Below are 23493 nucleotides of genomic sequence, written 5' to 3'. Positions count from 1 at the left end.
ACGTGCGACACCTGCAGCGGGAGAGCCCAGGCTCTCCCGTTTGCATTTGGGGGCTGGGCTCCCGATCTCCGGCCGGGCTTGGCGCGGCGGTCGAAGGCTGGCACTGTGGCGCCAGACAGAAGGAGGCCCGAGATGTCCGTCACCGAAATTCGCCCCAACATGCAGCATTGGCAGGAGCGCGTCGATCTGGCCGCCGCCTTTCGCTGGACCGCCCGGCTCAACATGCATGAGGCCGTGGCCAATCACTTCAGCCTCGCGGTCGATGACCAGGGCACGCGGTTCCTGATGAACCCGAACCAGATGCATTTCGCCCGCATCCGGGCCAGCGACATGATCGAGGTCGATCTGGACGACCCCACGGCGCAGGAAGGGCCGGATGCGCCGGACCCGACCGCCTGGGGGCTGCATGGCTGGCTGCACCGGCACTGTCCGCAGGCGCGCTGCGTCATGCATGTGCATTCGATCTTTGCCACCGTCCTGGCCAGCCTGGCCGACAGCCGGCTGCTGCCGATCGACCAGAACTGCGCCACCTTCTTTGGTCGCTACGTGATCGACGAAGGGTATGGCGGGCTGGCCTTCGAGGACGAGGGGGAGCGTTGCGCCCGGCTCTTTACCGATCCGAAGCAGAAGGTGATGATCATGGGCAACCATGGTGTGCTGGTGATCGGCGCGACCGTCGCCGATACCTTCAACCGGCTGTATTACTTCGAGCGCGCCGCCGAGACCTATATCCGCGCCTTGCAGACCGGCCGGGAGCTGCGGGTGCTCTCCGACGCGGTGGCGGACAAGGTGGCGCGCGAGGTCGAGACCTATCCCGAGCAGGACATTCGGCATTTCGCCGAGCTGAAGGCGATCCTCGATGGCGAGGGTTCGGATTACGCGGCATGAGCCTGTCGCGCTTCATCGCCGCGCAGGATGGCGTCTGGGAGCAGGTGCTGGGCGAGTTGCAGGCCGGGCGCAAGCGGAGCCACTGGATGTGGTTCATCTTTCCGCAACTGGCCTCGCTCGGCCGTTCGGCCAAGGCGCAGCGTTACGGTCTCGCCGATCTGGCCGAGGCGCGGGCCTATGCGGCGCATGCCGTGCTTGGCCCGCGGCTGCGCGAGGCGGGCGCCGCGGTGCTGGCCCATCGCGGGCGCGCGGCAGAAGAGATCCTGGGCGGGATCGACGCCCTCAAGCTGTGCTCCTGCGCCACGCTGTTCGAACGTGCGGACCATGGCAGTGACGTGCATGCCCGGCTGATCGATAACTTTTACGGCGGCGACCGCTGCCCCCTGACGCTGGCAGAGATCGGCGCGGCCTAGCCGGGGGCCGGTCAGCCCGGCCGCAGCCCGGTTTCCACCAGCATGCCGCGCCGCTTGGCCTCGTAATAATAGCCGCGCGCGTACCATTTGATCGCCGTCGTCTCGCTGCCGTTTGACAGGAGCCAGGCACCGCGCAGGTATTTGCCGGCATATTGCAGGTTGGTATCGGCATCGAGCAGGTCGGCGGGTTTGCCGCGAAATCCCATGGTGCGCGCGGTCTGCGGCAGGATTTGCAGCAGGCCCCAATAGGGCCCGTTGCGCGCCCAGGGCCGGTGCGTGCTCTCGCGGATCGCCAGCTTGTGCAACAGCGTGCGGGGGATCTCGTAGTGATCGGCCCATCTGTTGATCTTCCGGCGCAGCTCGGGCGTCTCGTTGGGATGGAGCGGCGGGTTGAAGGCGGCGGGCGGCGCGGGTTCGGGCGCGCGTTGGCGGCCACAGGCGGCGAGGCTGGCAAACGCGCCGAGAAGCAGCGCGCGGCGGGAGAGGTGGGGCATCCGGACGACTCGGTCAGTGGCAGATGGCGCGAGCCTAGCGAGGCCGGGGCAAGGTTGCATCCTCCCGCCGGAAAGCTGCGCGGACCGCCGCCGAAACGCTTGCCTTCGGGCGCCGCTGCGGACAGGTTGCGCGCATGACACACACGCTTTTGTCTTTTGGCCATGGCTACAGCGCCCGCGCCCTTTCCCCTCTGCTTCTGGCCGAGGGGTGGCGCGTCATCGGCACCACTCGCAGCCCCGACAAGCGGCCGCAGCTCGAAGCCGAGAGCATCGAACCTCGGCTTTTTCCCGGCGACGACCTGCGCCCTGCGCTGGAGGCCGCCGACCACCTGCTGATCTCGGCCGGGCCGGATGCGGCGGGCGATCCGGTGCTGGCCGCGCTGGGCCAGGAGATTGCCGCGCGCGCCAGGCAATTCGCCTGGGTGGGCTATCTCTCGACCACCGGGGTGTATGGCGATCACGGTGGCGGCTGGGTGGACGAGGACACGCCGCTGGCCCCCTCGACCCGGCGCGGCGTCTGGCGCCAGCAGGCCGAGGCGGCCTGGCAGGCGATCCCCGGCCTGCCGCTGCATATCTTTCGGCTGGCGGGCATCTACGGGCCGGGGCGCGGCCCCTTTGCCAAGGTGCGGCAGGGCAGCGCGCGGCGGATCATCAAGCCGGGGCAGGTGTTCAGCCGCATCCATGTCGAGGATATCGCCCAGGTGCTCAGGGCCTCGATCGCCCGGCCCGACCCGGGCGCGATCTACAACCTCTGCGATGACGATCCGGCGCCGCCGCAGGACGTGATCGCCTATGCCGCCGAGCTTCTGGACGTGCCCATTCCCGAGGCGGTGCCGTTTGACAGCGCCGAGATGACGCCGATGGCGCGCAGTTTTTATGCGGAAAGCAAGCGGGTGAGAAACGACCGGATCAAACGCGAACTGGGGGTGACGCTGAAATACCCCGATTACCGCAGCGGTCTGCGCGCGCTGCTTGACCGGGATCGCGGAAAGTGACGCCGCCGCGCAGCCTCGGCGAGGTGCTGAGCGCCATCGAACCCGAGGCGGATTGCGCCGACAAGGTCACGGTTGCGGAGCTGTTGCAGGAAATCGGCGAGCGCTCTTTCGCGCCGCTGGTCCTGGTGGTGTCGGTGCTGCTGGTCACGCCGCTCTCGGGCATTCCGGGGACGCCCACCATCGGGGCGCTGATTGTCGTGCTGATCTCGGCGCAATGGCTGACCGGGCGGCGGCATCTCTGGCTGCCCGGTTTCGTGTTGCGGCGGGCGGTGACCGGCGCCAGGCTGGCCCGCGCGATTGCCTGGCTCAGGCCGATGGCGGCATGGGTCGACGCGCGCAGCCAAAGCCGGCTGCGGCCGATGACGGCGCCGCCGATGGCGCTGGTGACCAAGCTGCTGATCCTGTTGATCGCGCTGACCTGGCCGCTGCTCGAGCTGTTGCCGATGGTCACCTCGGTGGGCGCTATGGCGGTGTCGCTGCTGGCCTTCGGGCTGATGGTGCGCGATGGCCTCTGGCTGGTGGCGGGCTATGCCACGCTGGCCGCCATGGCGCTGCTGGTCAGCTGGTTCGCCGGGCAGGTGCCGGCCTGAGCGCCAGCGGATCGGGCCGGGTGGCGGCGGGGGTGAGCGTCCACTCATAGACATCCGCCACCTGCCGGGCCTTGGCGTGCCAGGTGAAATGGTCGAACACCCGGGCGCGGCCGGCCTCGGCCATCGGTCCGAGCTGGCCCGGATTGGCCACCACGTCCTTGAGTGCGGTGCGCAGGCCCTTGATGATCGCGGCCCGCGGCCCGATCGGGATCTTGAGCCCGGTGCCGGCGGTGACAAGCTCGCCCGGGCCGGCGTAGTCGACGATCAGCGGCACCAGCCCCAGCGCCATCGCCTCGAGAACCACGCCGCCGCCGAATTCGCGGATCGAGGGGAAGGTGAGCATATGACAGCGCCCGGCGACGCTTTCGACCTCGCCGTGGGGCAGCCAGCCGTGAAAGGTGACGGCCGCGTCGGTGCCTTCTTCGGCGACCTGGGCGCGCAGCTCGTTCATCATCGGGCCATCGCCGATCATCTCGAGGGTCATGGCCCCTGATTGCAGCAGCGGCGCGGCGGCGGCGAGCAGCATGTCGGGCCCCTTGTACGGCACCATGCGGCCGATGAAACAGGCGCGCAACGGCTTCGGCCCCGGCCGCGACAGGCGCGAGAATTTCGCCGGATCGACGGCGTTCTCGGGCAGATAGATCACTTTGTCCTGGTAGCGGGCCGGGATCTCGGACTGGGTGTGGCGCGATCCGGTCAGGATCGCCGCCGCGTGGCGCAGGGTGCGGGCGCGGCCGGGCAGGTAGCGATAGGCCGACCGCAGATAGCTCAGCAACTCGCGTTCGCGCAGGCGTTCGCTGTTGAACCCCTCGGGCCAGGGCACGCCGCCATTGAGCGGGCCAAGCACGAAAGGCACGCCGGCGCGCGCGCAACGCGCCGCGACGGGGCTGGCGATGGTCGGGCTGAGCGGCGTGATGCGGTGCACGATGTCATAGGCGCCGGCCTTGATCTCGGCCCCGAAGGCGCGCCAGACCAGCCGTTCGAAATGCGGATAGGCCAGCGCGTTGAGCGCCTGGATCGTCGTCCAGCCCTTGCCCTGGCCCATGCGCAGCGCCTCGCCCAGCTGCCACAGCGGGCGGGCCAGCCTGTCGCTGTCGATAAAGGTCACCTCGCGGCCTTCGACATAGCCGGCATCGAGAATCGCCGCGCGGTTGCGGGCATGGGTGACCAAGTGGACATCGGCCACCTCGCGCAGCGCATGCGCCAGCGACCAGCCCACCAGCGGCACCGAGACCCAATCGGGATTGGCGGCCTCCGCAATCGCCAGAACGCGGCGTCTTGTCATACCATCTACTCCATCACCGGGCGCCATTTCAGCGCGAACCGCGAATTGCGCCCCTTGGGCGCGTCTTCCCGAAGCCGCAGTCTTTCGCGGCGCAGGGTTTCGGCATAGCCCATCAGCGCGCCGGACAGCAGCCAGGTCAGCGGCGTCAGCGTGGCATTGGGCACAAGCTCGGCGGCATTGGCTGCCAGCATCAGCGTCAGCGGGCCGACAAAGGGCGAGATTTCGTCGGGTTTGCGCGCCAGCATCTCGCGCCAGAGCAGGAAGATCGGCAGCACCAGCAAGCCGAATTCCGCCAGAAAGCCGAGCCAGCCGTATTTGCCCATGACGATGATCCAGCGGCCATCGGTGATCGTCTCGATCGCGCCGGTGATGTCGTTGTAGATCATGTTCCGACCCCAGCTGCCCCAGCCGAAGACCGGCTTTTCATAGGCGCGCTCCAGCAGCATATCCTCGTTGTCGAAGCGGAACTTGAGCGAATTGGCGCGCTCGGTCTCGATGCTGGCGGCGGCGGCGAGTAGCCGTTCGCTGGGGATCATGTCGACCGCCTTGAGCATCGGATAGCCGATCGCCAGCAGCGCCACCAGCGCCGCCACCTTGAGCTGCGCCCGCACGCCGAAAAGCAGAACCACCGGGATCAGCGCCGCGGCAAAGAGCATGGCGCCGAGCGATTTGTACAGCACCAGGCTCGCCCCCAACCAGAGCGTCAGCCCGGCATACATCAGCTTGCGCTTCTTTTCGAACTTGAACAGCGCCGCCGCAGCGGTCAGGGCCATCATCCCGAAAAAGGCCAGCCAGATGCCGTGATACAGGAACACCGTCGGCCGCCAGCCGCCAAAGCGCATGGTCTGGGCGAAATCATGCTGGAAATAGCCGTAGATCCAGATGTTGAGCTGCGGCGAGAGCCGGGTTTCGAGCAGCGCCGGGAAGCTGTAGGCAAAGCCGGCCCACATCAGCACCACCAGCACCATGCGCTGCGAGGCGGCTTCGACCAGATACTGACGGGCCAGCACGAAGGGAATGAAGATCAGGATCTGGGTCAGCGTCAGGGCGATCGCGTCGGTCACCAGAAGCCCGGGCAGATGCAGCACGTCGCCCCAGCGCACCGGCTCGGTATTGGTGATCACCGTGGCGATGGGTGAAAAGATGAAGATCAGCATCAGCGCCTTGCCGAGAAGCGTGTCGGGCAGCACCGATTTGCGCAGGCCGTAGGTGGCAATGGCCATCATCAGCGCGGTCAACGCCGGGATAGAATGCTTGTCGAGCGGCGGCAGCAGCGGAAAATCGAAGGCGGCCGGTGGCGGCGGCAGGATCAGGAAACCGCTGACCAGACAGATCACCAGCGCCTGCGGCAGGGACAGGCGGCGAAACAGGATCACCGTCACCACTGGCCAGACAGCCAGCATCAGATTGGCCAGGATATTGGGCATCAGCGCGTCTTTGGTTGCAACAGCGGAACACTAGAACAGGAATGCGGCAGGTTTTGGGCCGGTCGCAGTCTAGCCGCCGGCGGCCGGTTTGGGAAAGGGGGCGTTTGCCCGGCGCCATACGCGCCGAAATGGCGCAGGGCAGATTTTTCGCTTGCACTCGGCCCGGCGCTTGGCCAGCGTATGCGCGATTGTCCCTAATTCATACAAGACTCCATTGCCCGACCGCCGCAAGATAGCCTATCTCTGCGATCTTTCTCCGCAGGATCCGCTGACCTATTCCGGCGGCAATGCGCGCATTTTCTCTGCCTTGCAGACCCATGTCGGCGATGTCTCGGTGCTCGATCCCGGCTGGGGCCGGATCGATCCGTTGCGTCGGCTGATCTGCGCGCTGCCCGAACCGGTGACCATTCGCGCGCTGTGGCGCGCCCGGCTGGGGCTGTCGCGGCTGATCGCGCCGGAGCTTCAGAAACAGCTGACCCGGGGCCGCTATGACGTGCTGTTCTGCGCCTATGCCTTTCACGCGCTGGCCGGGCTGCGGGTGCCGCCGGGGGTGTTCTCGATCTATTCCTCGGACGCCACGCCAACCACCTACAAGCGCTCCGAGGTGGGGCAATCCTTCGGTTCCTACCTCAGCCTCTCGCGGATGTTCGATCCGATGATCCTGGGCGCCGAGCGGCGGGTGTTCCGGGCGATGGACCTGCTGCTCTGGCCGACGGAATGGCTGAAATCGGGTGCGGATGTGCTTTACGAGCTGGCTCCCGAGCAATCTGTCATCCTGCCCTGGGGCGCCAATGTGGCCGATCCTGGCGCGGTCGATGTCCCGCCGGCGCTCAGCCGTGGCACACGGCTGCGCTTTGCGCTGATCGGTCGCGACTGGCACGCCAAGGGCGGGCCGCTGGTGCTCGAGACCGTTGAGCTGCTGCGCGCGCGGGGGGTGGACGCGGTGCTTGATGTGATCGGCGTCACGCCGCCAGAGGCGGCCGGCGCGGAGTACATCACCGCGCATGGCGTGCTGGACAAATCCCGCCCCGAAGACATGGCGCGTTTCGCGGCGGTGATGCGCCGGGCGCATTTCCTGTTTCAACCCTCTTTCGAGAGCTTCGGCTTTGCCTTCTGCGAGGCCTCGGCTTATGGGCTGCCGGCGCTCTGCCTGCGCATTGGCGGCGTGCCGGTGCGCGAAGGCGTCAATGGCCATGCCCTGCCGCTGGGCACCGGCGCCGAAGGCTTTGCGGCCCGGGTCGAGGCCTATCTGGCGGCGCCGCAGAAGTACGAGGCGCTGCGCCGGTCGTCCCGGCGGGAATACGAAGAGCGGCTCAACTGGGATGCCTGGGGTCGGTCGGTCGACGCTCATCTGCGCGCGCGGCACCGCTAAGAGCGCCCAGAGCGCTTTGATTTACCGAAACTGGACCTATCCGCTGGAATTCACTGGCGCTATCGCGGGCGCGGTCAAAGCTTTAGCCTGCGGCCACACAATGGGCGCCGTCCGTTCCACAGATTCTTCAGGAGATGCCGACCGATGAAAATGACCACCGAAGAAGCCTTCGTGAAAGTGCTTCAACGCCACGGGATCGAACATGCATTCGGCATCATCGGCTCGGCTTTCATGCCGATTTCGGACCTGTTTCCCAAGGCCGGCATCCAGTTCTGGGATTGCGCCCACGAAGGCTCGGGCGGGATGATGGCCGACGGCTACACCCGCGCCTGCGGCAAGATGAGCATGATGATCGCCCAGAACGGGCCCGGCATCACCAATTTCGTCACCGCCGTGAAAACCGCCTATTGGAACCACACGCCGCTCTTGCTGGTGACGCCGCAGGCCGCCAACAAGACCATCGGGATGGGTGGTTTCCAGGAAGTCGAGCAGATGAAGCTGTTCGAGGACATGGTGGCCTATCAGGAAGAGGTGCGCGACCCGTCGCGCATCGCCGAGGTGCTGAACCGGGTGATCCTGAACGCCCATCGCGCGTCTGCTCCGGCGCAGATCAACGTGCCGCGCGACTACTGGACCCAGGTGATCGACATCGAACTGCCGGAGATGGTCTCCTTCGAGCGGCCCTCGGGCGGCGAAACCGCGATTGCCGAGGCGGCCAAGCTTCTCTCCGAGGCGAAATTCCCGGTGATCCTGAACGGCGCCGGCGTCGTCCTGGCGGATGCCATCGACGACTCCATGCAGCTGGCCGAACGGCTTTCGGCGCCGGTCTGCGTCGGCTATCAGCACAATGACGCCTTCCCGGGCTCGCATCCGCTGTTTGCCGGGCCGCTGGGCTACAACGGCTCCAAGGCCGGGATGGAGCTGATTTCCAAGGCCGATGTGGTGCTCTGCCTCGGCACGCGGCTCAACCCGTTCTCGACCTTGCCGGGCTATGGCATCGACTATTGGCCCAAGGATGCCAAGGTGATCCAGGTTGATATCAACCCCGACCGCATCGGCCTGACCAAGAAGGTCTCGGTCGGCATCGTCGGCGATGCCAAGAAGGTGGCGCAGGGCATCTTCGCGGGGCTGGATGACAGCGCCGGCGACGACGGCCGCAAGGACCGCGAAAACCTGATCATCCAGACAAAATCGGCCTGGGCGCAGCAGCTCGCCTCGATGGACCATGAGGACGACGACCCCGGCACCACCTGGAACCAGCGCGCCCGCGACGCCAAGCCGGACTGGATGAGCCCGCGCATGGCCTGGCGCGCGATTCAGAATGCGTTGCCGCGCGAGGCGATCATCTCGTCCGACATCGGCAACAACTGCGCCATCGGCAATGCCTATCCGACCTTCGAGCAGGGCCGCAAATACCTGGCGCCCGGCCTCTTTGGCCCTTGCGGTTACGGACTTCCGGCGATCATCGGCGCCAAGATCGGCTGCCCCGACACGCCGGTGGTGGGTTTTGCCGGCGACGGCGCCTTTGGCATCGCGGTGACCGAACTGACCGCCATCGGCCGCGCGGAATGGCCGCCGGTGACCATGGTCGTCTTCCGCAACTACCAATGGGGCGCCGAAAAGCGCAATTCGACGCTGTGGTACGAGGACAATTTCGTCGGCACCGAGCTTGACGACGGGGTGAGCTATGCCGGCATCGCCCAGGCCTGCGGGCTCAAAGGCGTTCAGACCAAGACGATGGACGCACTGACCGAGGCGCTGAACACCGCGATCAAGGATCAGATGGAGAACGGCAAGACCACCTTGATCGAGGCGCTGATCAATCAGGAGTTGGGCGAGCCCTTCCGCCGCGACGCGATGAAGAAACCGGTGGCGGTGGCCGGGATCGACCGGGCCGACATGCGCCGTCTTTAACGGCGGGGCGGGGCCCTGATCCGCCAAGGGGAAAGGGCCCGGCTAAAGCGCCAACGTCACCACGGTTGCGGCGACGATATCCGCGACCGTCGCCCCGCGGCTGAGATCGCAGACCGGGCGGCGGAACCCTTGCAGGAAGGGGCCGATGGCCTGGGCGCCGGCCAGTTCCTGCGCCAGCTTGTAGGCGATGTTGCCTGCGTCCAGAGAAGGGAAGATCAGCACATTGGCATCGCCCGCGCCCGCCCCCTTCTTTGCCGCGATCCGCGCATTGAGTGCCGCATCCGCCTGGACCGGCCCGAGAAAGCCGGTGGCCTCGGCCGCCGCGCGCACCATTTCGACGCCGGGCCCGCTGCCGCTGCGGCCGGTGGAATACGACAAGAGCGCGACGCGCGCCGGGCCGAGCAGCGCCTCGCAGGAGGCTGCCGACGCCAGGGCGATGGCGGTCAGGCCCCTGGCATCCGGGGCGACGGTGACCGCGCAATCGGCAAAGATGATCTCGCCCCCGTCGGGAAAGACCATGACAAAGAACGACGAGGGCTGCGCCACGCCCTCTGCCAGGCCGATGGCCAACCCGGCCGCCTCGATCACCTTGGCGGTCGGGCTGTCGGCGCCGGCGACCATGGCATCCGCCTCGCCCGCCGCCACCATCGCCGCCGCCCGGATCAGCGGCCGCGTCAGCATCCGCCGGGCGATCCCTTCCTTCATGCCACGGTTGGCCGCCAGTGCCGCGATCTGCGCCTCGCTCACCGGGCCCAGGCCCACCGGCTCGGCCAGGCCCTGCCGGCGCAGCCGCGCGCAGGCCTCGGCGACGCGTGGCTCGTCGATCTCGGGGAAGACCACGCGGGCTCCGCGCCCGCGCACGGCCTCATATGCCTTTTCAAGAACTGCCATGCCCCGCCTTTCCGCATTTCCAGGAGACCATGATGACTGACGACGTGAAGATCAACCGGGGCCTCAAGGGCATCTACTTTGAACGCTCCGGCGTCAGCCATATCGACGGGCGGGCCGGCGAACTGCTGTACCGGGGCTACACGATCCATGATCTGGCCGAGCACAGCACCTTCGAGGAGGTCTGCTATCTGCTGATCCATGGCGAATTGCCCGGCGCCGCAGAGCTGGACGCCTTCGACGCCGCGCTCAGGGCCGCTCGGCACCTGCCGGCGGCAGTGCATGAGATCATTCGCGCCACGGCCGACGGCCACCCGATGGATGTGTTGCGCACCGCCGTCTCGGCGCTGGCGGCGCTGGAGCCGGACAGCCGCGAAACCGGCGCGGAGGCCTTTCTGCGCAACGGCATCCGTCTCACCGCCCAGGTGCCGATGATCATTGCCGCGCATGAGGCCATCCGCAACGGCCGCGACCCGGTGGCGCCCGATCCGGCGCTGGGTCATGCCGCCAACTGGCTCTGGATGCTGACCGGCGAGAAACCCTCGGCCGAGGCGGCACGGCTGGCCGATGTCGATTTCATCCTGCACGCCGAGCACGGCGCCAATGCCTCGTCCTTCGCCGCCCGGGTCACCGTCGGCACCGAGGCCAATCTGCACGGGGCCATCGTCACCGCCCTGGCCACGCTGGCCGGGCCGGCGCACGGCGGCGCCGCCGAGGACGTGATGAAGATGGTGCGCGAGATCGGCACGCCGGAGAACGCCGCCGCCTACGTCAAGGCCAAGCGCGCCGCCAAGGAGCCGGTTACCGGCTTTGGCCACCGGGTCTATCGCGCCGAAGACCCGCGCGCGCGCCACATGCGCGACGGCGTGCGCAAGCTGGGCGAGGAAAAAGGCGCGCCGGAGTGGTACGAGATCTTGCAGGCCGTGGTCACGGCGATGCAGCCCTATGCCCGGCACGGGCTGAACGTGAACGTGGATTTCTATTCTGGGGTCGTCTATCAATTGCATGGCATTCCGATGGATCTCTACGTGCCGATCTTTGCCATCGGTCGGATGCCCGGATGGATCGTGCAATGCCTCGAACAGCAGCAGAGCAATATCCTGATCCGGCCGCTCACCCTGTACAACGGGCCGCAACGGCGCGCCTATGTGCCGCTGGGAGACCGCGATTGACCCGCAAGCCGCCCACGCTCCGCCCCGACAGTCGCGTCAGCGAATGGCTGGGCCGATGGCGTGGCATGGCGGTCAGCGTCGCCGACCCCGACCTGCCGCGCTCCAACGCGCCCGAGGCGCCGCCGGCCGCCGCCGCAATGCTCGGGCTGGGGCTGCGGGCCTTCGATCGGGTGGTGCTGCCCAAGGCGGTCAGTGCCGCGATCGCGGGCTGCAAGCACCGCTTCGGCTGGGTCGCCGGGCCGCCGATCGAGGAGTGGGAGCCGATCGCGCTTCATATCGATACAGAGGCGCGGCTCTGGCTGGCGGTGCAGGATTACGAGACCGACGAATATGCCATGTGGATCGTCGGTTTTGACGGCGATCTCGCACCCCGCAGGCTGCGCCGGGCGCCGGATCTTGCCGGTGCCGCCCAGCCGCCCCTGCCGGAGCGAGGCGACGAGGTTCTGACCTTCTGAGGGGGCTTACTTGCGGCCGCCGAACCAGCCGCGCATCCGGCTTCCGGTGCCTTTCACCGCGTCGGAGGCATCGGCAAAGCCTTCCTCGACATCCTCGAGCATCGGATCGATGCGCCGTCTGCGGAACCGCCGCCAGCGCACGTAGATCGCCCAGAACACCAGCGCCGTCAGCGTCAGGATGATGATGTTGGTCCAGGGGATGATCGTCACGTCGGGGCTGTCCACCCGCCGCACGTCGACGGCGTTGGGATAGATCGACAGAAATTCGTTGCGCCAGCCGTAATGTCTGATCACCACCCAGCGCGGGTTGTCCGAGGTCGAGCGCAGGTCGGCGGCCTCGGTTTGCAGGTTGGCGGTGTCGAACTTGAAATAGGGCGGCCAGCCCCAGCCGGTATCCTCGTTGCGATAGACCATCGGCCGGCCATTGTCGCGGATCGTCTGGATGAAAAAGACGTCGCGGTTGACCTGACCGGTGGCATTGCCGCTGTCGGGGCTGGACCAGAAAATCGAGTTCTCGCCGAAATCCACCCGGCGGATCTCGGTATCGGTGATACGCGCCACGTCATGCTGCGGCAGGGTGTAGTGGAAAAAGGCGCCAACCAGGGCCCAGAAGGCCAGGATGAAAAACCATTTGATGTAACGCATGTGAGAGGCCCCGTGATTTACTGGATATGTAGTGCCTTGCCGGGCATTTGGAAACATCTGCCGGCGGCTTGAGCCCGCCCGCCGGAGATTTTCAGACCGCGACACAGGGGCGCGCGACGATGGTTCGGCCCGCGAGGGGCCGGGCCGGCGGACGCTAGTGGAAGTTGGTGAAATAGATCACCGCGGTGATCAGCACCAGCGGCACGACATAGACCCCGAGGATCAGCTTGCGGCGCAGGGATTTGTCGTATTCGGCAAGCCCGTCCTCGACAAAGGAGCGGCGGGTCGCCTCGTCGCCTTCGAAACCGTCGGCCTCCCATTGCGCCTCGAGCTTGTCGCGGCGGATCGCGCGGGAATAGAGCGACAGGCAGATATAGACCACGGTGAGAAGGAGAAAGCCCAGGCCCGCGAGTTTCAGGAATGCCAGCATCGTCTAACGTCCTTTTACCGCGCCCCAGGGGCCGACCCGGGCGATCAGGTCGTCGCCCGGCTCTTGCATCGGGGGCTCATGGCCAAAGAGTGCGGCACGCGCCCCGGCCTTGTCCACCTGATATTCACGGGTCAGGAAATCGACAACATAGCTGCGCTTGGTCTCGGACCAGGCGCGATAGAGCTGATAGAACAGTTGCTTGTGGCAGATGAAGAGCTGGCGGATGTCGCGCGGGGCCAGCTCGGCCAGCAGCATGTTGACGAGGTCGCGGTCGGGCGTGTCGGCGGCGCGCAGCGACAGGAAATAGGACGGGTGCTCCGAGGTGATGCGCGGCCAGTCGCCGGCGCCCTCGGCCCAGTGCACCAGCCGGCCCAGCCCGTGATAGGCCTCGGGCAATTGGCCGGCGTGGCGCCGCGCCAGGTGGCGGATGTCGCGCCGCGTCGCCCCGGTGAGATCGATCCCGGCGTCCTGGGCGGCGTCGACGACGACGAAATCCATCTTTTGCCGCAGGATGGCGGCGGCGTCGAGGCCGGGCGCGGTGACGATGGGTTCGACCAGGCGGTTGCTTTCGAGAAAGCGGGCGATGCGGCTGCGGTCCGACAGGTCGAAAACCGCGCCGATCGGCAGGTCTCGCAGCGCGGTCTTGTCGCCGGCGGTGATCAGCGCCGGCCGATCGACCGCGCGGAACAGGTAGCAGCCTCCGAAATGGCTGGTCCAGAAATTCTGCGTCTCGAAGCTCATGGTCTCGAGCAGCACCGGGTTGCGCAGGATGTCGCCGGTGTTCCGCGCCGCGCCGATCATCCGTGCGATCAGCGGGTCATCGAACCAGGCATCCTCGCGGGTCTTGAACTCATCGACCATTTCCGCCAGCTCCCGCGCCTGCCGCAACGTGCCGCCGGTGGTGTCGGCCTCGACGGTGATCTTGCGGATGTCGAGCAGGCGGGCGGGCGTGGTCAGGCTGAAGACCGAATTCACCAACTCGCCGGCGACGGCATCGCGGGCGGTGAGCGCAAAGAGCTGGGCCTCGTTGGTTTCGATGAACTGTCTGAGAATGGTGCGGCTGGTGGAGAAGGTGGCATCGAGCAGCGGCGCGGTCTTCTGCTCGGTGGTGAGCAGGATGAACTGCCGGTTGACGCCATGGTGATTGAGATAGAGCGGATCGCCCAGCTCGTCGCCGATTTCCGGGGAGAAGCCGGAGATGTCGATGTGGAATTCCGTGAGGGCGGTCTGCTGCCCGGTCAGATGCTGGAGCGCGCGGTTGTAACGGTCGATGAGCGCGGGGCTGTCGACGCGGATCAGGTTGCCGAACATGAGGCCGGATTGGATGAGGCGGTTCATTTCCGTGGCTGCCCGTCGAGTGTCCATTTTTCAAAGCGAAATAATATAGATTTGTAAGTTGGGTCTTCTTTGAAGAATCTTTGAAAGTCTAACCCCAGATTGGCCCACTCATTAGTTTCAAGTGTTCCTCGCACGGGATAATTTTCTGCAATCCACTTGTGCAGATAAAGCATAATTTTATGAACGTGTTGCAGTGCTTCACAAAAGAGTTCTTCGCATTCGCTATCGGAAAATGCGGTCAACTTCACGCCGTTTGGCGTTGGATGTCCACCGAAGTCACAATGATCGCCGTATTCCTCTTTTGAGAAAGGGCTGCCCGGAATGTTGTAGAAATGACGAGGTGACCAAGAGTTCAATCGTTCCTTTTTTGAAGACTGGAACCATTCTTTGAACGCTCTATGACCTTTATAGAAAGCATACATTAAGTATTCGACCTCGACTAGTTGACGCGCAATCGCTGCTACGCAGTATGCATTCTTAGTTTTGGCTAGAACCGCCAGACCCCCAACCAGCGCAGAGGTAATTTTGCACAATTGAGCTGCGGCAATTTCTTCTTCTTCCGAGCCTGATGGATGATAGGCAACCGAAGCGAGCAGAGATGCCGAGCGGTACGCCAGCACCAGTCTAGATTGGTTCGCTCTGTCCACTGAGGAAAAATCGATTTCGTGCATGCTCGATCCTTTTTCCAAATTGTATTTTCTTCCGGCATTTGGTCTACCCGGGTGCACCTGGGCCGCGGCCGTCTGGGTCTCCGACCTTTCTCGGGCGAAACGCTACCCCATATCGGTTCGGAGCGGCCCTCGAACCCTCCCCCGGAAAGCGCAACGGCGGTGTCGCGCGACATCGATGCTTCAAGGCGGGCGCATTTACCCGGCGACCCGTATGCGCTCTCTAGCTCGGGTGCGGCCTTCGGCGCATTGGCGCCGTCCCGGACGGGATCCGGGGCCTCTTGGCCAACTTCACGACGAGGTCCCGGATCAGGTCCGGGACGGGAAAACGCAGGGATCACGCCTTGCCCTCCAGATATCGCCGCTTTGCCTCTTCCTGCCGGCCATACTCCCGCACCATGGCCGCGATGGCCGCCTCGTCGGATTTGTCGGCGTAGCGGAATTCGCTGTCGGCGTAGCGGTTGATCTCCTGGATCACCATCTCCGGCGTCACCGGCACGCGCAGCTCGGAAATCATCGCCAATTTGGTGTCATAAGGCTGGTGCAGGAACAGCGTCGGGTCCTCCATCCATGTGTCCGGAAGCTCGAAATCCATCGAACGCACCTTGACCGCATCGGTGATGTTCTTGATCGCCCGGCCGGTAAAGCGCGGGTCGGCCTGCTGGATGGCCTTCAGATAGCTGCCCATCCTGGCAATCGTGTCCAGCGCGCCGACCTGCGCGTGCACCCGGTCGAAGACACGCAGCAGGCCCTCCTCATGCGGACGGGCGTGGCTTTCGAAGCTGGCGGCGACGGCGCGTTTGATCTCTTGCGCGGCAAAGGCCTGGTGGTCGCCCAGGGGGATATCGTGGCCCTTGCCCATCAGCAGATGCAGGATGTCGATGTAATCCTCGCGCGTTTGCGGCCCGTCGACGAGAAACCGCGCCCCGGCGCGCTGGCGCAGCGCGTCGTCGACGTTCTCGGGGTAGTTCGAGAACATGCCGAAGGTGCAATTGCCGCGCACCACGGTATTGGCGCCGGCAAAGCTCTCCATCAGGACGGCGGTGATCTCGTGCTGGCCGGCCGAGGACTGCCGGTCGCCGCGTTTGCCGGCAAGCTGGTCGATGTCGTCGATGGTGCCGAAGCCGATGACGTTCGGGTCGACGATCGTGTTGATGAAGGCCTTGGCGTTCTGGCCCGATTTGCCCTGGTAGCTGTCGATGTTGTCAGTTGACAGATTCTGGTAGCGGAACGGGTAGTCGGCCACCTTGCAATAGTCGTTGATCAGCCCGGCCATCATCTGGATCAGCGTGGTCTTGCCGGTGCCCGGCTTGCCGTCGCCCATGAAGGTGAAAATGAAGCCGCCCAGTTCGGCAAAGGGGTTGAGCCGGCGGTCGAAGTCATAGGCCATCAGCATCTTGGACAGCTTCATCGCCTGGTACTTGGCGATATGGTTGCCGACCACCTCATGCGGCTTCTTGAAGGTCATGGTGAGCGTGGTGGATTTGGCCTTGGCCGCCGGGGTGAAGCCGCGGATCGTCAGACCGTCGGCCTCGACCTGCCACGTCGCGTTCTGGAACGGCGCGAGGTGGGGGGCGGCCTGGCTGCGCAAGCTCACCTTGTCCATCACCTGCTCGGCAAAGGCAGTCAGGGTGGCAATCAGATGGGCATCGTCGGGGGCGTGGGTGTCGATGTCCTGTTCCAGTTCCCACAGGAGGCCGTGCAGCGCGATCTGGGCATTGTCGGGGATCAGCTCCTCGACCTCGCCGACCTCGACGCTGGTTTCGGAGGCGTGGGGCGACAGCAGATAGGCGGTGGCATTGGCCCAGCAATGGGCGGTGATCAGCGCCTCGGCACTCAGACGCTCGGAGAATTCGGTCTTGCGGTTGGCGGGCAGGGCATGTGCGAGGTTGGCGCGTTTCAGATCGGCAAGGCCGGTGGCCTCGGCATAGGCCTCGCCCATGGCCTGGGCGATGGCGATGGCGCGGCGCAGGGCGTGCAAAGCGGTGGCTTGCAGGGGCGTCGTAAGGGCATCGTCGGCGTCTGCCGCCTCGATCGTGGCGCGCAGGCTGACGCCGTGTTTGGCGGCGGTGCGGCGGGTGGCGAGGCCGGGGGTGGTGGAGCGGAACCGCAAGCTGCGGGGAATGCCGGGGGAGCGCTCCTGCGCCCTTGCGGGAGCCGTGGCGGTGGCAATGCGCGGGGTGTGATCGAACCCGGTCAGAAGCGCCGTGGCGGCGGGGTAGTGTTTCCGGATGTCCTCTTCGCGAAGCTCCATCTGGTCGGTGGTCTGGCTCATGCGATTTTCTCCAAACGGGGCCGGGCCTTTGCCCGGCGTCCGGGTCAATAGGACAACACCCGTCCGCCCGGGCTGACGACGAACTTGCGCACCGCGGCAAAGCCCGGCGGGTTCTTTTCCGCCAGCACCTGAAACGGGCGCTGCGGCAGGATGATGGCGCGCTGGGTCTCGGTGGCGCCGGTGTCGACGCCCCGGCCCGAGAAGGGATCGAGCGCAAACATCTCGCGCTCCACGGTCGAAAACCAGCCGGCGCGGGTTTCGGTCACGTCTTCGCTGCGCAGCATTTCCGAGGTCCAGGCGAGCGTCCAGTCTTCGCCCGGCGGCGATTTCGCCTCGGCCAGCACGTCGCGGATCGGCCCGGACTGGCGGGTGAAGCTGTGCGAATACATCGGCCCGATGTGGAACCGGCGCAGGCGTTTGGGGTGGAGATCGTCAAAGCTCTCGTCGAAGCCCCGGGCGATGGTCAATAGCTTCAGTGCGCCAAGCGATTGCGCCATCAGATGCCGCTGCACCTCGGGCCAGCGGCGCTCGTCCTTGGGCAGGGCGGTGCGGCCGGTGTCGTCCAGTTCGAGCACGTAGATCGTCGGCAGGTTAATCTGGCCGTCATAGACCGCCCAGTAAATGCGGTACTTGCGCCGCCCCTCGAAACCCTCGACCCAGTCGATGCGCGGGTCCATCCGGGCCCAGAACAGATGGCCCCCGAGCAGCTCCTCGTAATAGAGCCGCTGCGACAGGGCGAATTGCAGCCGGGTCGGGATCGCCTGTTCCGAGACGATCTGGCGGACCATCCGGTCCTTCAGCGCCGCGATCCCGGGCATGTTTTCCAGATGCGCCTCGGCCTGCTGCGCGTCATTGGCCATGACCAGCAGCTCCTGAAAGGTCGGAAAGCCGCTCTCGGTGGCGTCGATGGCCAGCGAGCCAAAGAACTGGCCGGTGTCGCGGCCGACCAGCAGGTACTTCATGCTCAGCGCCTTGAAGGTGTAGGCGATGCCGCGAATGTAGCGCGCGAGGATCTTGACGTCTTCGCGGCTCAGGCTGCCCTCAGCCTCCATCACCGCCGCCACCCGGCCGAGATGGGTGGTGATCGTCTCGAACTTGCGGAAATAGCGGCGCGAGGCGAGGAGGTCGGTGAGGCCGCGATGGTCCTGGGCCGGGTTGGTCACGATGCCACCTCGCGCCCCGGACGTGATCCGGGGCCTCGTGCCAATGGTGAGCCAAGAGGTCCCGGGGCAGGCCCGGGAAGGGGGCGTCGGGAGCGGGGCGGGCGGTGCGACGCGGGGGCGACAAGGCCGCGACCGGTTTGGCGGCTCTGCCGTGATGGGATGCCGCCTTGCGCCCCGGACGTGATCCGGGGCCTCGCGTCTGTGGCCGGCCAGGAGGTCCCGGGGCGGGCCCGGGACGGGGGTGTCGGGGGCGGGACCGGTCGTGCAACGTGGTCGGGCGGCGGTTGCATCGGGTAGCCCAGCGATGTCGAAATGTCACCTCGCGCCCCGGACCTGATCCGGGGCCTCGCGTCAGTGGCGGGCCAGGAGGTCCCGGGGCGAGCCCGGGACGGGGGTGTCGGGGGCGGGACCGGTCGTGCGTCGCGGTCGGGCGGGAGTTGCATTGGGTGGCTCAGCGATGTCGAAATGTCACCTCGCGCCCCGGACCTGATCCGGGGCCTCGCGTCTGTGGCGGGCCAGGAGGTCCCGGGGCGGGCCTGGGACGGGGGTGTCGGCGGCGGGGCCGGCCGTGTGTCGCGGTCCGGCGAAGGTTGCATCGGCTGGCTCAGCCCTTTCACGATAAAGGGCATCAGGCGCCGTAGGCGTTACTGTCGTGTTTTTCGACGATCTCGGCAAAGCGGCGGGCGAAACGCTCGTCGGCTTTGGCCTTGGCCTCGAGCACGTCGCGGGCAAAGACCATGTGATCCTCATGCGCCTCGAGCATGTCGGCCATCTTCTGGTTGGTCGCGGTGCCGATGGCGGCCATCGCGGTCTGGGCCTCCTGATCGGTCTTGACCCCGATCTCGTTGATCCGGTGCGCCACGTCCTGCTGTTGCGCGGTCTTCAGAGATTTGGTCAGGGCGTCATAGAGCACCACCCGCTGCCGGGTGTCGGTCTGAAGCTTGTTGATCAGCACCATCTGCGTCGCCGCCTGGTTTTGCAGGCTGTCGACCCAGCTCTTGCCCTTTTCGATGTAGCGCTCCAGCGTCTGGCTCTTGGCCAGCTTGACTTGTTCCTGCTGCACCCGTTCGTTGTAGGCCTTGTTCAGATCGGCCAGTTCGGTTTCGAGCCGGGTGCGGGCGCTGGCATCCTGTTCGACGGCGATCTTGTTTTCCAACGCGATGATCTCGGGGTCCATGGCGAGGATCTCCGCCTTGGTGGCCTCAAGCTCGCCGACGGTAAACTCGCGTTCGTCCAGCGTCTCGGTGAGATTGCTCTCCACCCGGTCCTTCTGGTCGTTGAGCACCGCAAGCTGGCTTTCCAGCAGCTTGGTGATGATGTCGGACTTGGAAATCAGGTCTTGCAGCTTGTCATCGATATTGGCGGTCTTCATCCGCTCCTGCCGCAGGGCGTCGGACCGGTCCTTGGAGAAAAAACCGACAAAGCTCTCCCAGCCGGTCTTGGACCGCATCTCGTCGAAATCGCGGGAAAAGGCGGCGGTGACATCGTCAAGCCCCATGATCAGCTCGGCGATATTGGCGTTCATCACCTCGGTATGGGCATGCACATCCTCGAGTGTGGCGTTTTCCACGTCGATTGCGGCCTCGGTGCCCTGTTTCATCTTTTCCCGCGCGGTCTCGATCCGGCTGGTGATCTCGGAGATCTTGGATTGGGCCTCGGCCACCTGGGCCTGGCTTTCGCGCAGCTGCGTGTCGAAATTGGACATGGGTGGCTTCCTGTTGCGAATGTATCTGGTGAATATAGGTAATGTTATGCGTATTTAGATCGGGGCGATGCGCTGGCCTTGGGGAAAGTCTGGCAAATGTTCCCCCTGTTGGGAAGGTCTGAAATTCCTGCCCCGCCGCTGGCTCGGGCTACCTGTCCAGCAGCGACATCACCCCGGTCGCCAGGGCCAGCAGCGCCCGGCGGTGGCGGCCCAACGGGAAGCGGCGCGGTGGTGTGGCAAAGGCGGCCGGGTAGGGCGCGTCGGGCTGTTTGTCGCGGACCAGGTCGGCGAGCAGACGGCCGGCATAGCTGCCCATGGCGACGCCATTGCCGTGAAAGGCGAGGCCGGCGAATGCGCCGGGCATCTCGGGGATCGGGCCGACAAAGGGTGTGCGGTTGCGCGCGAGGCAGACGAGGCCCGACCAGAAATGCGGCCGCTCCACCTGCGCCCAGGCTGGGAACATGGCGTCGCAATCGGCCTCGATCTTGCAGCGGAACTGGGCATTGGCACGGGGCGTCGTAAAGGTGCCGCCGCGCATGCCGAAGAGAAAGCGGTTGTCCGGCAGCAGGCGGAAGTAATGCAGCAGTCTACGGGTGTCATAGGCCATCTGCCGCGAGGTCCAGCCCTGGGCGGACAGTTCGGCCTCGGTCAGCGGACGGGTGGCGAGGATGTTGGATTGCAGCGGCATGTAGCGGGCGCGCAGCCAGCCGGGGATGTCGTCGCTGGAATAGCCGTTGGTGGCGAGGATCAGCCGTTTCGCTTTCAGCGGACCCTTGGGCGTGGTCAGGGTAAAGCCGTCGCCCTGGGTGATGGCGGTGACCGGGCTGGCGTCATGCAACCTGGCGCCGGCCGCCTCGGCTGCGCCGGCGAGGCCGTTGACATATTTGCGCGGGTTGAGCGCGAAGCCCAGCGGGATCGTCATCCCGCCATGGAACGGACCGGTGATCCCAAGGCCAGCGAGATCGGCTGGTTCGTGCAATTGGGGCGTGACGCCATAGACCTCGGCGACATGCGGCAGCTCGCGGCGCAGCGCGGCCATGTGGCGCGGGGTGTGGGCGAGCAGGGTCTCGCCCTCGGAATGGGTTTCGGCGTCGATGCCGTGGCGCGCCAGACGCTCGGCCACCAGCGCCACGGCGGCTTTCTCGGCGGCACGGTAAATCGCCGGGGCCTCGGGTCCGAAACGGCGCGCGAGCTGCGGATTGGAGATCATGCCGCCGCCGAGACAGCAGAAGCCGCCATTGCGCCCCGAAGCGCCCCAGCCGATGTGGCGCGCCTCGAGCAGCGTCACTTCCGTGCCGGCCTCCGCCAGATGCAGCGCCGCCGAGAGCCCGGTGAAGCCGCCGCCGATCACCGCGACCTCGGTGCTTTGCGGCCCGTCAAAGGCCGCGCGCGCCGGGGCCGCATCGGCAGTCCACAGGCATCCCGACAGCGGCGCGTCGGAATAGGCGTGATCCTCGTAGAGCCGTTGCATCAGGCACGGACGGCGGCCTGGGCCTCGGCCTGTTGCCGGATGCTGGCGCGTTTCGACACCAGCGAGGCGGTGATCACGCCCAGGGTGACGATCCCGATCATGATCGTCGACAGCGCGTTGATCTCGGGGCTGACACCCAGCCGCACGGCCGAGAAGATCTTGATCGGCAGGGTGGTGGCCGAGGGTCCGGCGGTGAAGGACGCGATCACCAGGTCGTCGAGCGACAGGGTGAAGGCCAGAAGCCAGCCCGAAATCACCGCCGGGGCGATGATCGGCAGGGTGACCAGCCGGAACGCCTCGAACGGCGTGCAGCCGAGGTCCAAGGCGGCTTCTTCCAACGAACGGTCGAAGCTGACCAGCCGCGACGAAACCACGACCGAGACGTAGCACATGGAGAACGTCGTATGCGCGAGGATGATGGTCAGGATGCCCCGGTCGAGCCCGATGCCGATGAAGAGCAGCAGCAGCGACAGCCCGGTGATCACCTCTGGCATCACCAGCGGTGCGTAGATCATGCCGGAAAACAGCGTGCGGCCATGAAACCGCCCGGCGCGCACCAGCACATAGGCCGCCATGGTGCCCAACACCGTCGCGATGGTGGAGGAGACGACGGCGACGCGGATGGTGACCCAGGCCGCGTCGAGAAAGGCCTCGTTCTGCAACAGCTCGGCGTACCAGCGGGTCGAGAACCCGGCCCAGACGGTGACCAGCTTGGAGGCGTTGAAGCTGTAGATCACCAGGATGATCATCGGCAGGTAGAGAAAGGCGAACCCCAGCGTCAGCGACACGGCGTTGAAGGCGGAAAAGCGTTTCATCCCTCGGCCTCCCGTTGCTTCTGCTCGTTGCGCTGGAACAGCACGATGGGCACGATCAGGATCAACAGCAGGATCACCGCCACGGCCGATGCAACCGGCCAGTCGCGGTTGTTGAAGAACTCTTCGAACAGCACCTTGCCGATCATCAGCGTGCCCGAGCCGCCCAGCAGCGAGGGGATGACGAATTCGCCCACCACCGGGATGAAAACCAGGAAACAGCCGGCGATGATGCCCTGTTTCGAAAGCGGCACGGTGACCAGCCAGAAAGCTTGCAGCCGCGAGCAGCCAAGGTCTTCGGCGGCTTCGAGCAGGCTGTCATCCATTTTTTCCAGCGCCGAATAGATCGGCAGGATCATGAAGGGCAGATAGGTATAGACCACGCCGATATAGACGGCCGTGTTGGTGTTGAGGATGGTCAGCGGCTCCGAGATCAGGCCGATCTGGATCAGCAGGCTGTTGAGCAGACCTTCGTTCGACAGGATCCCCATCCAAGCGTAGACCCGGATCAGGAACGAGGTCCAGAACGGCAGGATCACCAGCATCAGGAGCGTCGGCCGCCATTCCGGCGCGGCGCGGGCCATGGCATAGGCGATGGGGTAGCCCGCGATCAGGGTCAGGATCGTCGAGATGAAGGCGATGCGGACGCTGGAGAGATAGGCTTTCCAGTAGAGGTCATCCTGGGTGAGCCAGGTGAAATTCTCCATGTCGAGCTGCGACAGGAAGGCCTTGAAGCCGGCCCAGCCCTCGGAAAGATCGAGTGTCGGCGTGTAAGGCGGGATGGCGATGGCGGTGTCCGACAGGGAGATTTTCAGGACGATGAGAAACGGCACGAGAAAGAGCGCCAGCAGCCAGAGGTAGGGAATGGCGATCAGGGTCAGGCGGCGCATGTGGGGGCCTCCTTGGGGAAATGGGTAACGGCGCCAGACCGCTCGAGGTTCGCAGGGCCACCCTGGCTCCAGGGCGCGAAGCCCGCCCGAGGTCGGGCAGCGCGCAGGCGGGCCTTTTGGCGGGTGTCGAGCGCCGTGCGGGCCTGCGGCCCGCCGTCTTGAGAGCTTCGCGCGGGGTGAAGGCGCGCCGTCTGGCCGGTCTC

At 65.9% G+C, this 23493-nt stretch carries 22 protein-coding genes; 8 read left to right on the top strand and 14 right to left on the bottom strand.

Annotation, left to right across the window (positions count from 1 at the left end; all coding sequences use genetic code 11):
- Positions 1–132: 132 nt before the first annotated feature.
- Both BMW90_RS08285 and BMW90_RS08280 read left to right on the top strand, forming a co-directional pair.
- The gene (locus tag BMW90_RS08285; protein ID WP_074836039.1) at positions 133–888 is read left to right on the top strand and encodes a class II aldolase and adducin N-terminal domain-containing protein; all 756 of its coding nucleotides are present in this window, start codon (positions 133–135) and stop codon (positions 886–888) included.
- A complete protein-coding gene (locus BMW90_RS08280; RefSeq protein ID WP_074836038.1) occupies positions 885–1301 on the top strand; it encodes a DUF1810 domain-containing protein in 417 nt (138 codons plus the stop codon). Before BMW90_RS08285 ends, BMW90_RS08280 begins: the two co-directional genes overlap by 4 nt.
- A gap of 11 nt (positions 1302–1312) precedes the next feature.
- Here BMW90_RS08280 and BMW90_RS08275 read toward each other — a convergent pair whose 3' ends face one another.
- Positions 1313–1795 (bottom strand): transglycosylase SLT domain-containing protein, encoded by a 483-nt coding sequence (locus BMW90_RS08275; protein ID WP_074836036.1) that lies wholly within the window; start codon positions 1793–1795, stop codon positions 1313–1315.
- A 134-nt stretch (positions 1796–1929) separates the two neighbouring features.
- Between BMW90_RS08275 and BMW90_RS08270 the strand changes: the two genes are divergently transcribed.
- Both BMW90_RS08270 and BMW90_RS08265 read left to right on the top strand, forming a co-directional pair.
- A complete protein-coding gene (locus BMW90_RS08270) occupies positions 1930–2790 on the top strand; it encodes an SDR family oxidoreductase (protein WP_074836035.1) in 861 nt (286 codons plus the stop codon).
- The gene (locus BMW90_RS08265; protein WP_074836034.1) at positions 2787–3380 is read left to right on the top strand and encodes an exopolysaccharide biosynthesis protein; all 594 of its coding nucleotides are present in this window, start codon (positions 2787–2789) and stop codon (positions 3378–3380) included. The genes BMW90_RS08270 and BMW90_RS08265 overlap by 4 nt, the downstream gene beginning before the upstream one ends.
- Here the strand turns inward: BMW90_RS08265 and BMW90_RS08260 are convergent.
- Both BMW90_RS08260 and BMW90_RS08255 read right to left on the bottom strand, forming a co-directional pair.
- On the bottom strand, positions 3349–4665 hold the full coding sequence (locus tag BMW90_RS08260) for a glycosyltransferase family 4 protein (protein ID WP_074836032.1): 1317 nt from the start codon (positions 4663–4665) through the stop codon (positions 3349–3351). The genes BMW90_RS08265 and BMW90_RS08260 overlap by 32 nt on opposite strands.
- A gap of 5 nt (positions 4666–4670) precedes the next feature.
- Positions 4671–6092 carry a hypothetical protein gene (locus BMW90_RS08255; protein ID WP_074836031.1) on the bottom strand — a complete coding sequence of 474 codons (1422 nt, stop codon included), beginning with the start codon at positions 6090–6092 and terminating at the stop codon, positions 4671–4673.
- A 214-nt stretch (positions 6093–6306) separates the two neighbouring features.
- Between BMW90_RS08255 and BMW90_RS08250 the strand changes: the two genes are divergently transcribed.
- Positions 6307–7464: a glycosyltransferase family 4 protein gene (locus BMW90_RS08250; protein WP_074836030.1), complete on the top strand. Its 1158-nt coding sequence runs from the start codon at positions 6307–6309 to the stop codon at positions 7462–7464.
- A gap of 144 nt (positions 7465–7608) precedes the next feature.
- On the top strand, positions 7609–9378 hold the full coding sequence (gene xsc, locus BMW90_RS08245; protein WP_074836028.1) for a sulfoacetaldehyde acetyltransferase: 1770 nt from the start codon (positions 7609–7611) through the stop codon (positions 9376–9378).
- A gap of 42 nt (positions 9379–9420) precedes the next feature.
- Here the strand turns inward: xsc and BMW90_RS08240 are convergent, their stop codons facing one another.
- Positions 9421–10269 carry a phosphate acyltransferase gene (locus BMW90_RS08240; RefSeq protein ID WP_074836027.1) on the bottom strand — a complete coding sequence of 283 codons (849 nt, stop codon included), beginning with the start codon at positions 10267–10269 and terminating at the stop codon, positions 9421–9423.
- A gap of 32 nt (positions 10270–10301) precedes the next feature.
- Here BMW90_RS08240 and BMW90_RS08235 point away from each other — a divergent pair, with 32 nt between their 5' ends.
- Complete coding sequence (locus BMW90_RS08235) at positions 10302–11438, top strand: citrate synthase (protein WP_074836026.1); 1137 nt, start codon at positions 10302–10304, stop codon at positions 11436–11438.
- Positions 11435–11893, top strand: a complete 459-nt coding sequence (locus tag BMW90_RS08230) for a hypothetical protein (protein WP_139211267.1) — start codon at positions 11435–11437, stop codon at positions 11891–11893. The genes BMW90_RS08235 and BMW90_RS08230 overlap by 4 nt, the downstream gene beginning before the upstream one ends.
- A gap of 6 nt (positions 11894–11899) precedes the next feature.
- On the opposite strand, the gene BMW90_RS08225 is transcribed toward BMW90_RS08230, so the two are convergent.
- From BMW90_RS08225 to BMW90_RS08185, 10 genes are all read right to left on the bottom strand, one after another.
- Positions 11900–12538 (bottom strand): DUF1523 family protein, encoded by a 639-nt coding sequence (locus BMW90_RS08225; RefSeq protein WP_048533307.1) that lies wholly within the window; start codon positions 12536–12538, stop codon positions 11900–11902.
- Between the two features lie 154 nt (positions 12539–12692).
- Positions 12693–12968 (bottom strand): hypothetical protein, encoded by a 276-nt coding sequence (locus BMW90_RS08220; protein ID WP_074836023.1) that lies wholly within the window; start codon positions 12966–12968, stop codon positions 12693–12695.
- Positions 12969–12971: 3 nt separating this feature from the next.
- Positions 12972–14306, bottom strand: a complete 1335-nt coding sequence (locus tag BMW90_RS08215) for a DUF6638 family protein (protein WP_074836021.1) — start codon at positions 14304–14306, stop codon at positions 12972–12974.
- A complete protein-coding gene (locus BMW90_RS26310; RefSeq protein ID WP_139211265.1) occupies positions 14303–14977 on the bottom strand; it encodes a hypothetical protein in 675 nt (224 codons plus the stop codon). Before BMW90_RS26310 ends, BMW90_RS08215 begins: the two co-directional genes overlap by 4 nt.
- A 334-nt stretch (positions 14978–15311) precedes the next feature.
- Positions 15312–17249, bottom strand: coding sequence for an AAA family ATPase (locus BMW90_RS08210; RefSeq protein WP_074836020.1), 1938 nt, complete (start codon positions 17247–17249; stop codon positions 15312–15314).
- A 44-nt stretch (positions 17250–17293) separates the two neighbouring features.
- A complete protein-coding gene (locus BMW90_RS08205) occupies positions 17294–18412 on the bottom strand; it encodes a hypothetical protein (RefSeq protein ID WP_074836018.1) in 1119 nt (372 codons plus the stop codon).
- Positions 18413–19040: 628 nt separating this feature from the next.
- Complete coding sequence (locus BMW90_RS08200; RefSeq protein WP_074836017.1) at positions 19041–20117, bottom strand: coiled-coil domain-containing protein; 1077 nt, start codon at positions 20115–20117, stop codon at positions 19041–19043.
- Positions 20118–20265: 148 nt separating this feature from the next.
- Positions 20266–21588 (bottom strand): NAD(P)/FAD-dependent oxidoreductase, encoded by a 1323-nt coding sequence (locus BMW90_RS08195; RefSeq protein WP_074836015.1) that lies wholly within the window; start codon positions 21586–21588, stop codon positions 20266–20268.
- Positions 21588–22403, bottom strand: a complete 816-nt coding sequence (locus BMW90_RS08190) for an ABC transporter permease (protein WP_048533298.1) — start codon at positions 22401–22403, stop codon at positions 21588–21590. The genes BMW90_RS08195 and BMW90_RS08190 overlap by 1 nt, the downstream gene beginning before the upstream one ends.
- Positions 22400–23290, bottom strand: a complete 891-nt coding sequence (locus BMW90_RS08185; RefSeq protein ID WP_048533297.1) for an ABC transporter permease subunit — start codon at positions 23288–23290, stop codon at positions 22400–22402. The genes BMW90_RS08190 and BMW90_RS08185 overlap by 4 nt, the downstream gene beginning before the upstream one ends.
- Positions 23291–23493 lie beyond the last annotated feature (203 nt).

The sequence above is a fragment of the Marinovum algicola genome, from assembly GCF_900109145.1.
In the GTDB taxonomy this organism is placed as follows: Bacteria; Pseudomonadota; Alphaproteobacteria; order Rhodobacterales; family Rhodobacteraceae; genus Marinovum; species Marinovum algicola.
The sequence above is the reverse complement of the archived record's forward strand: the minus strand, read 5'-3'. Positions and strand labels throughout refer to the sequence as shown.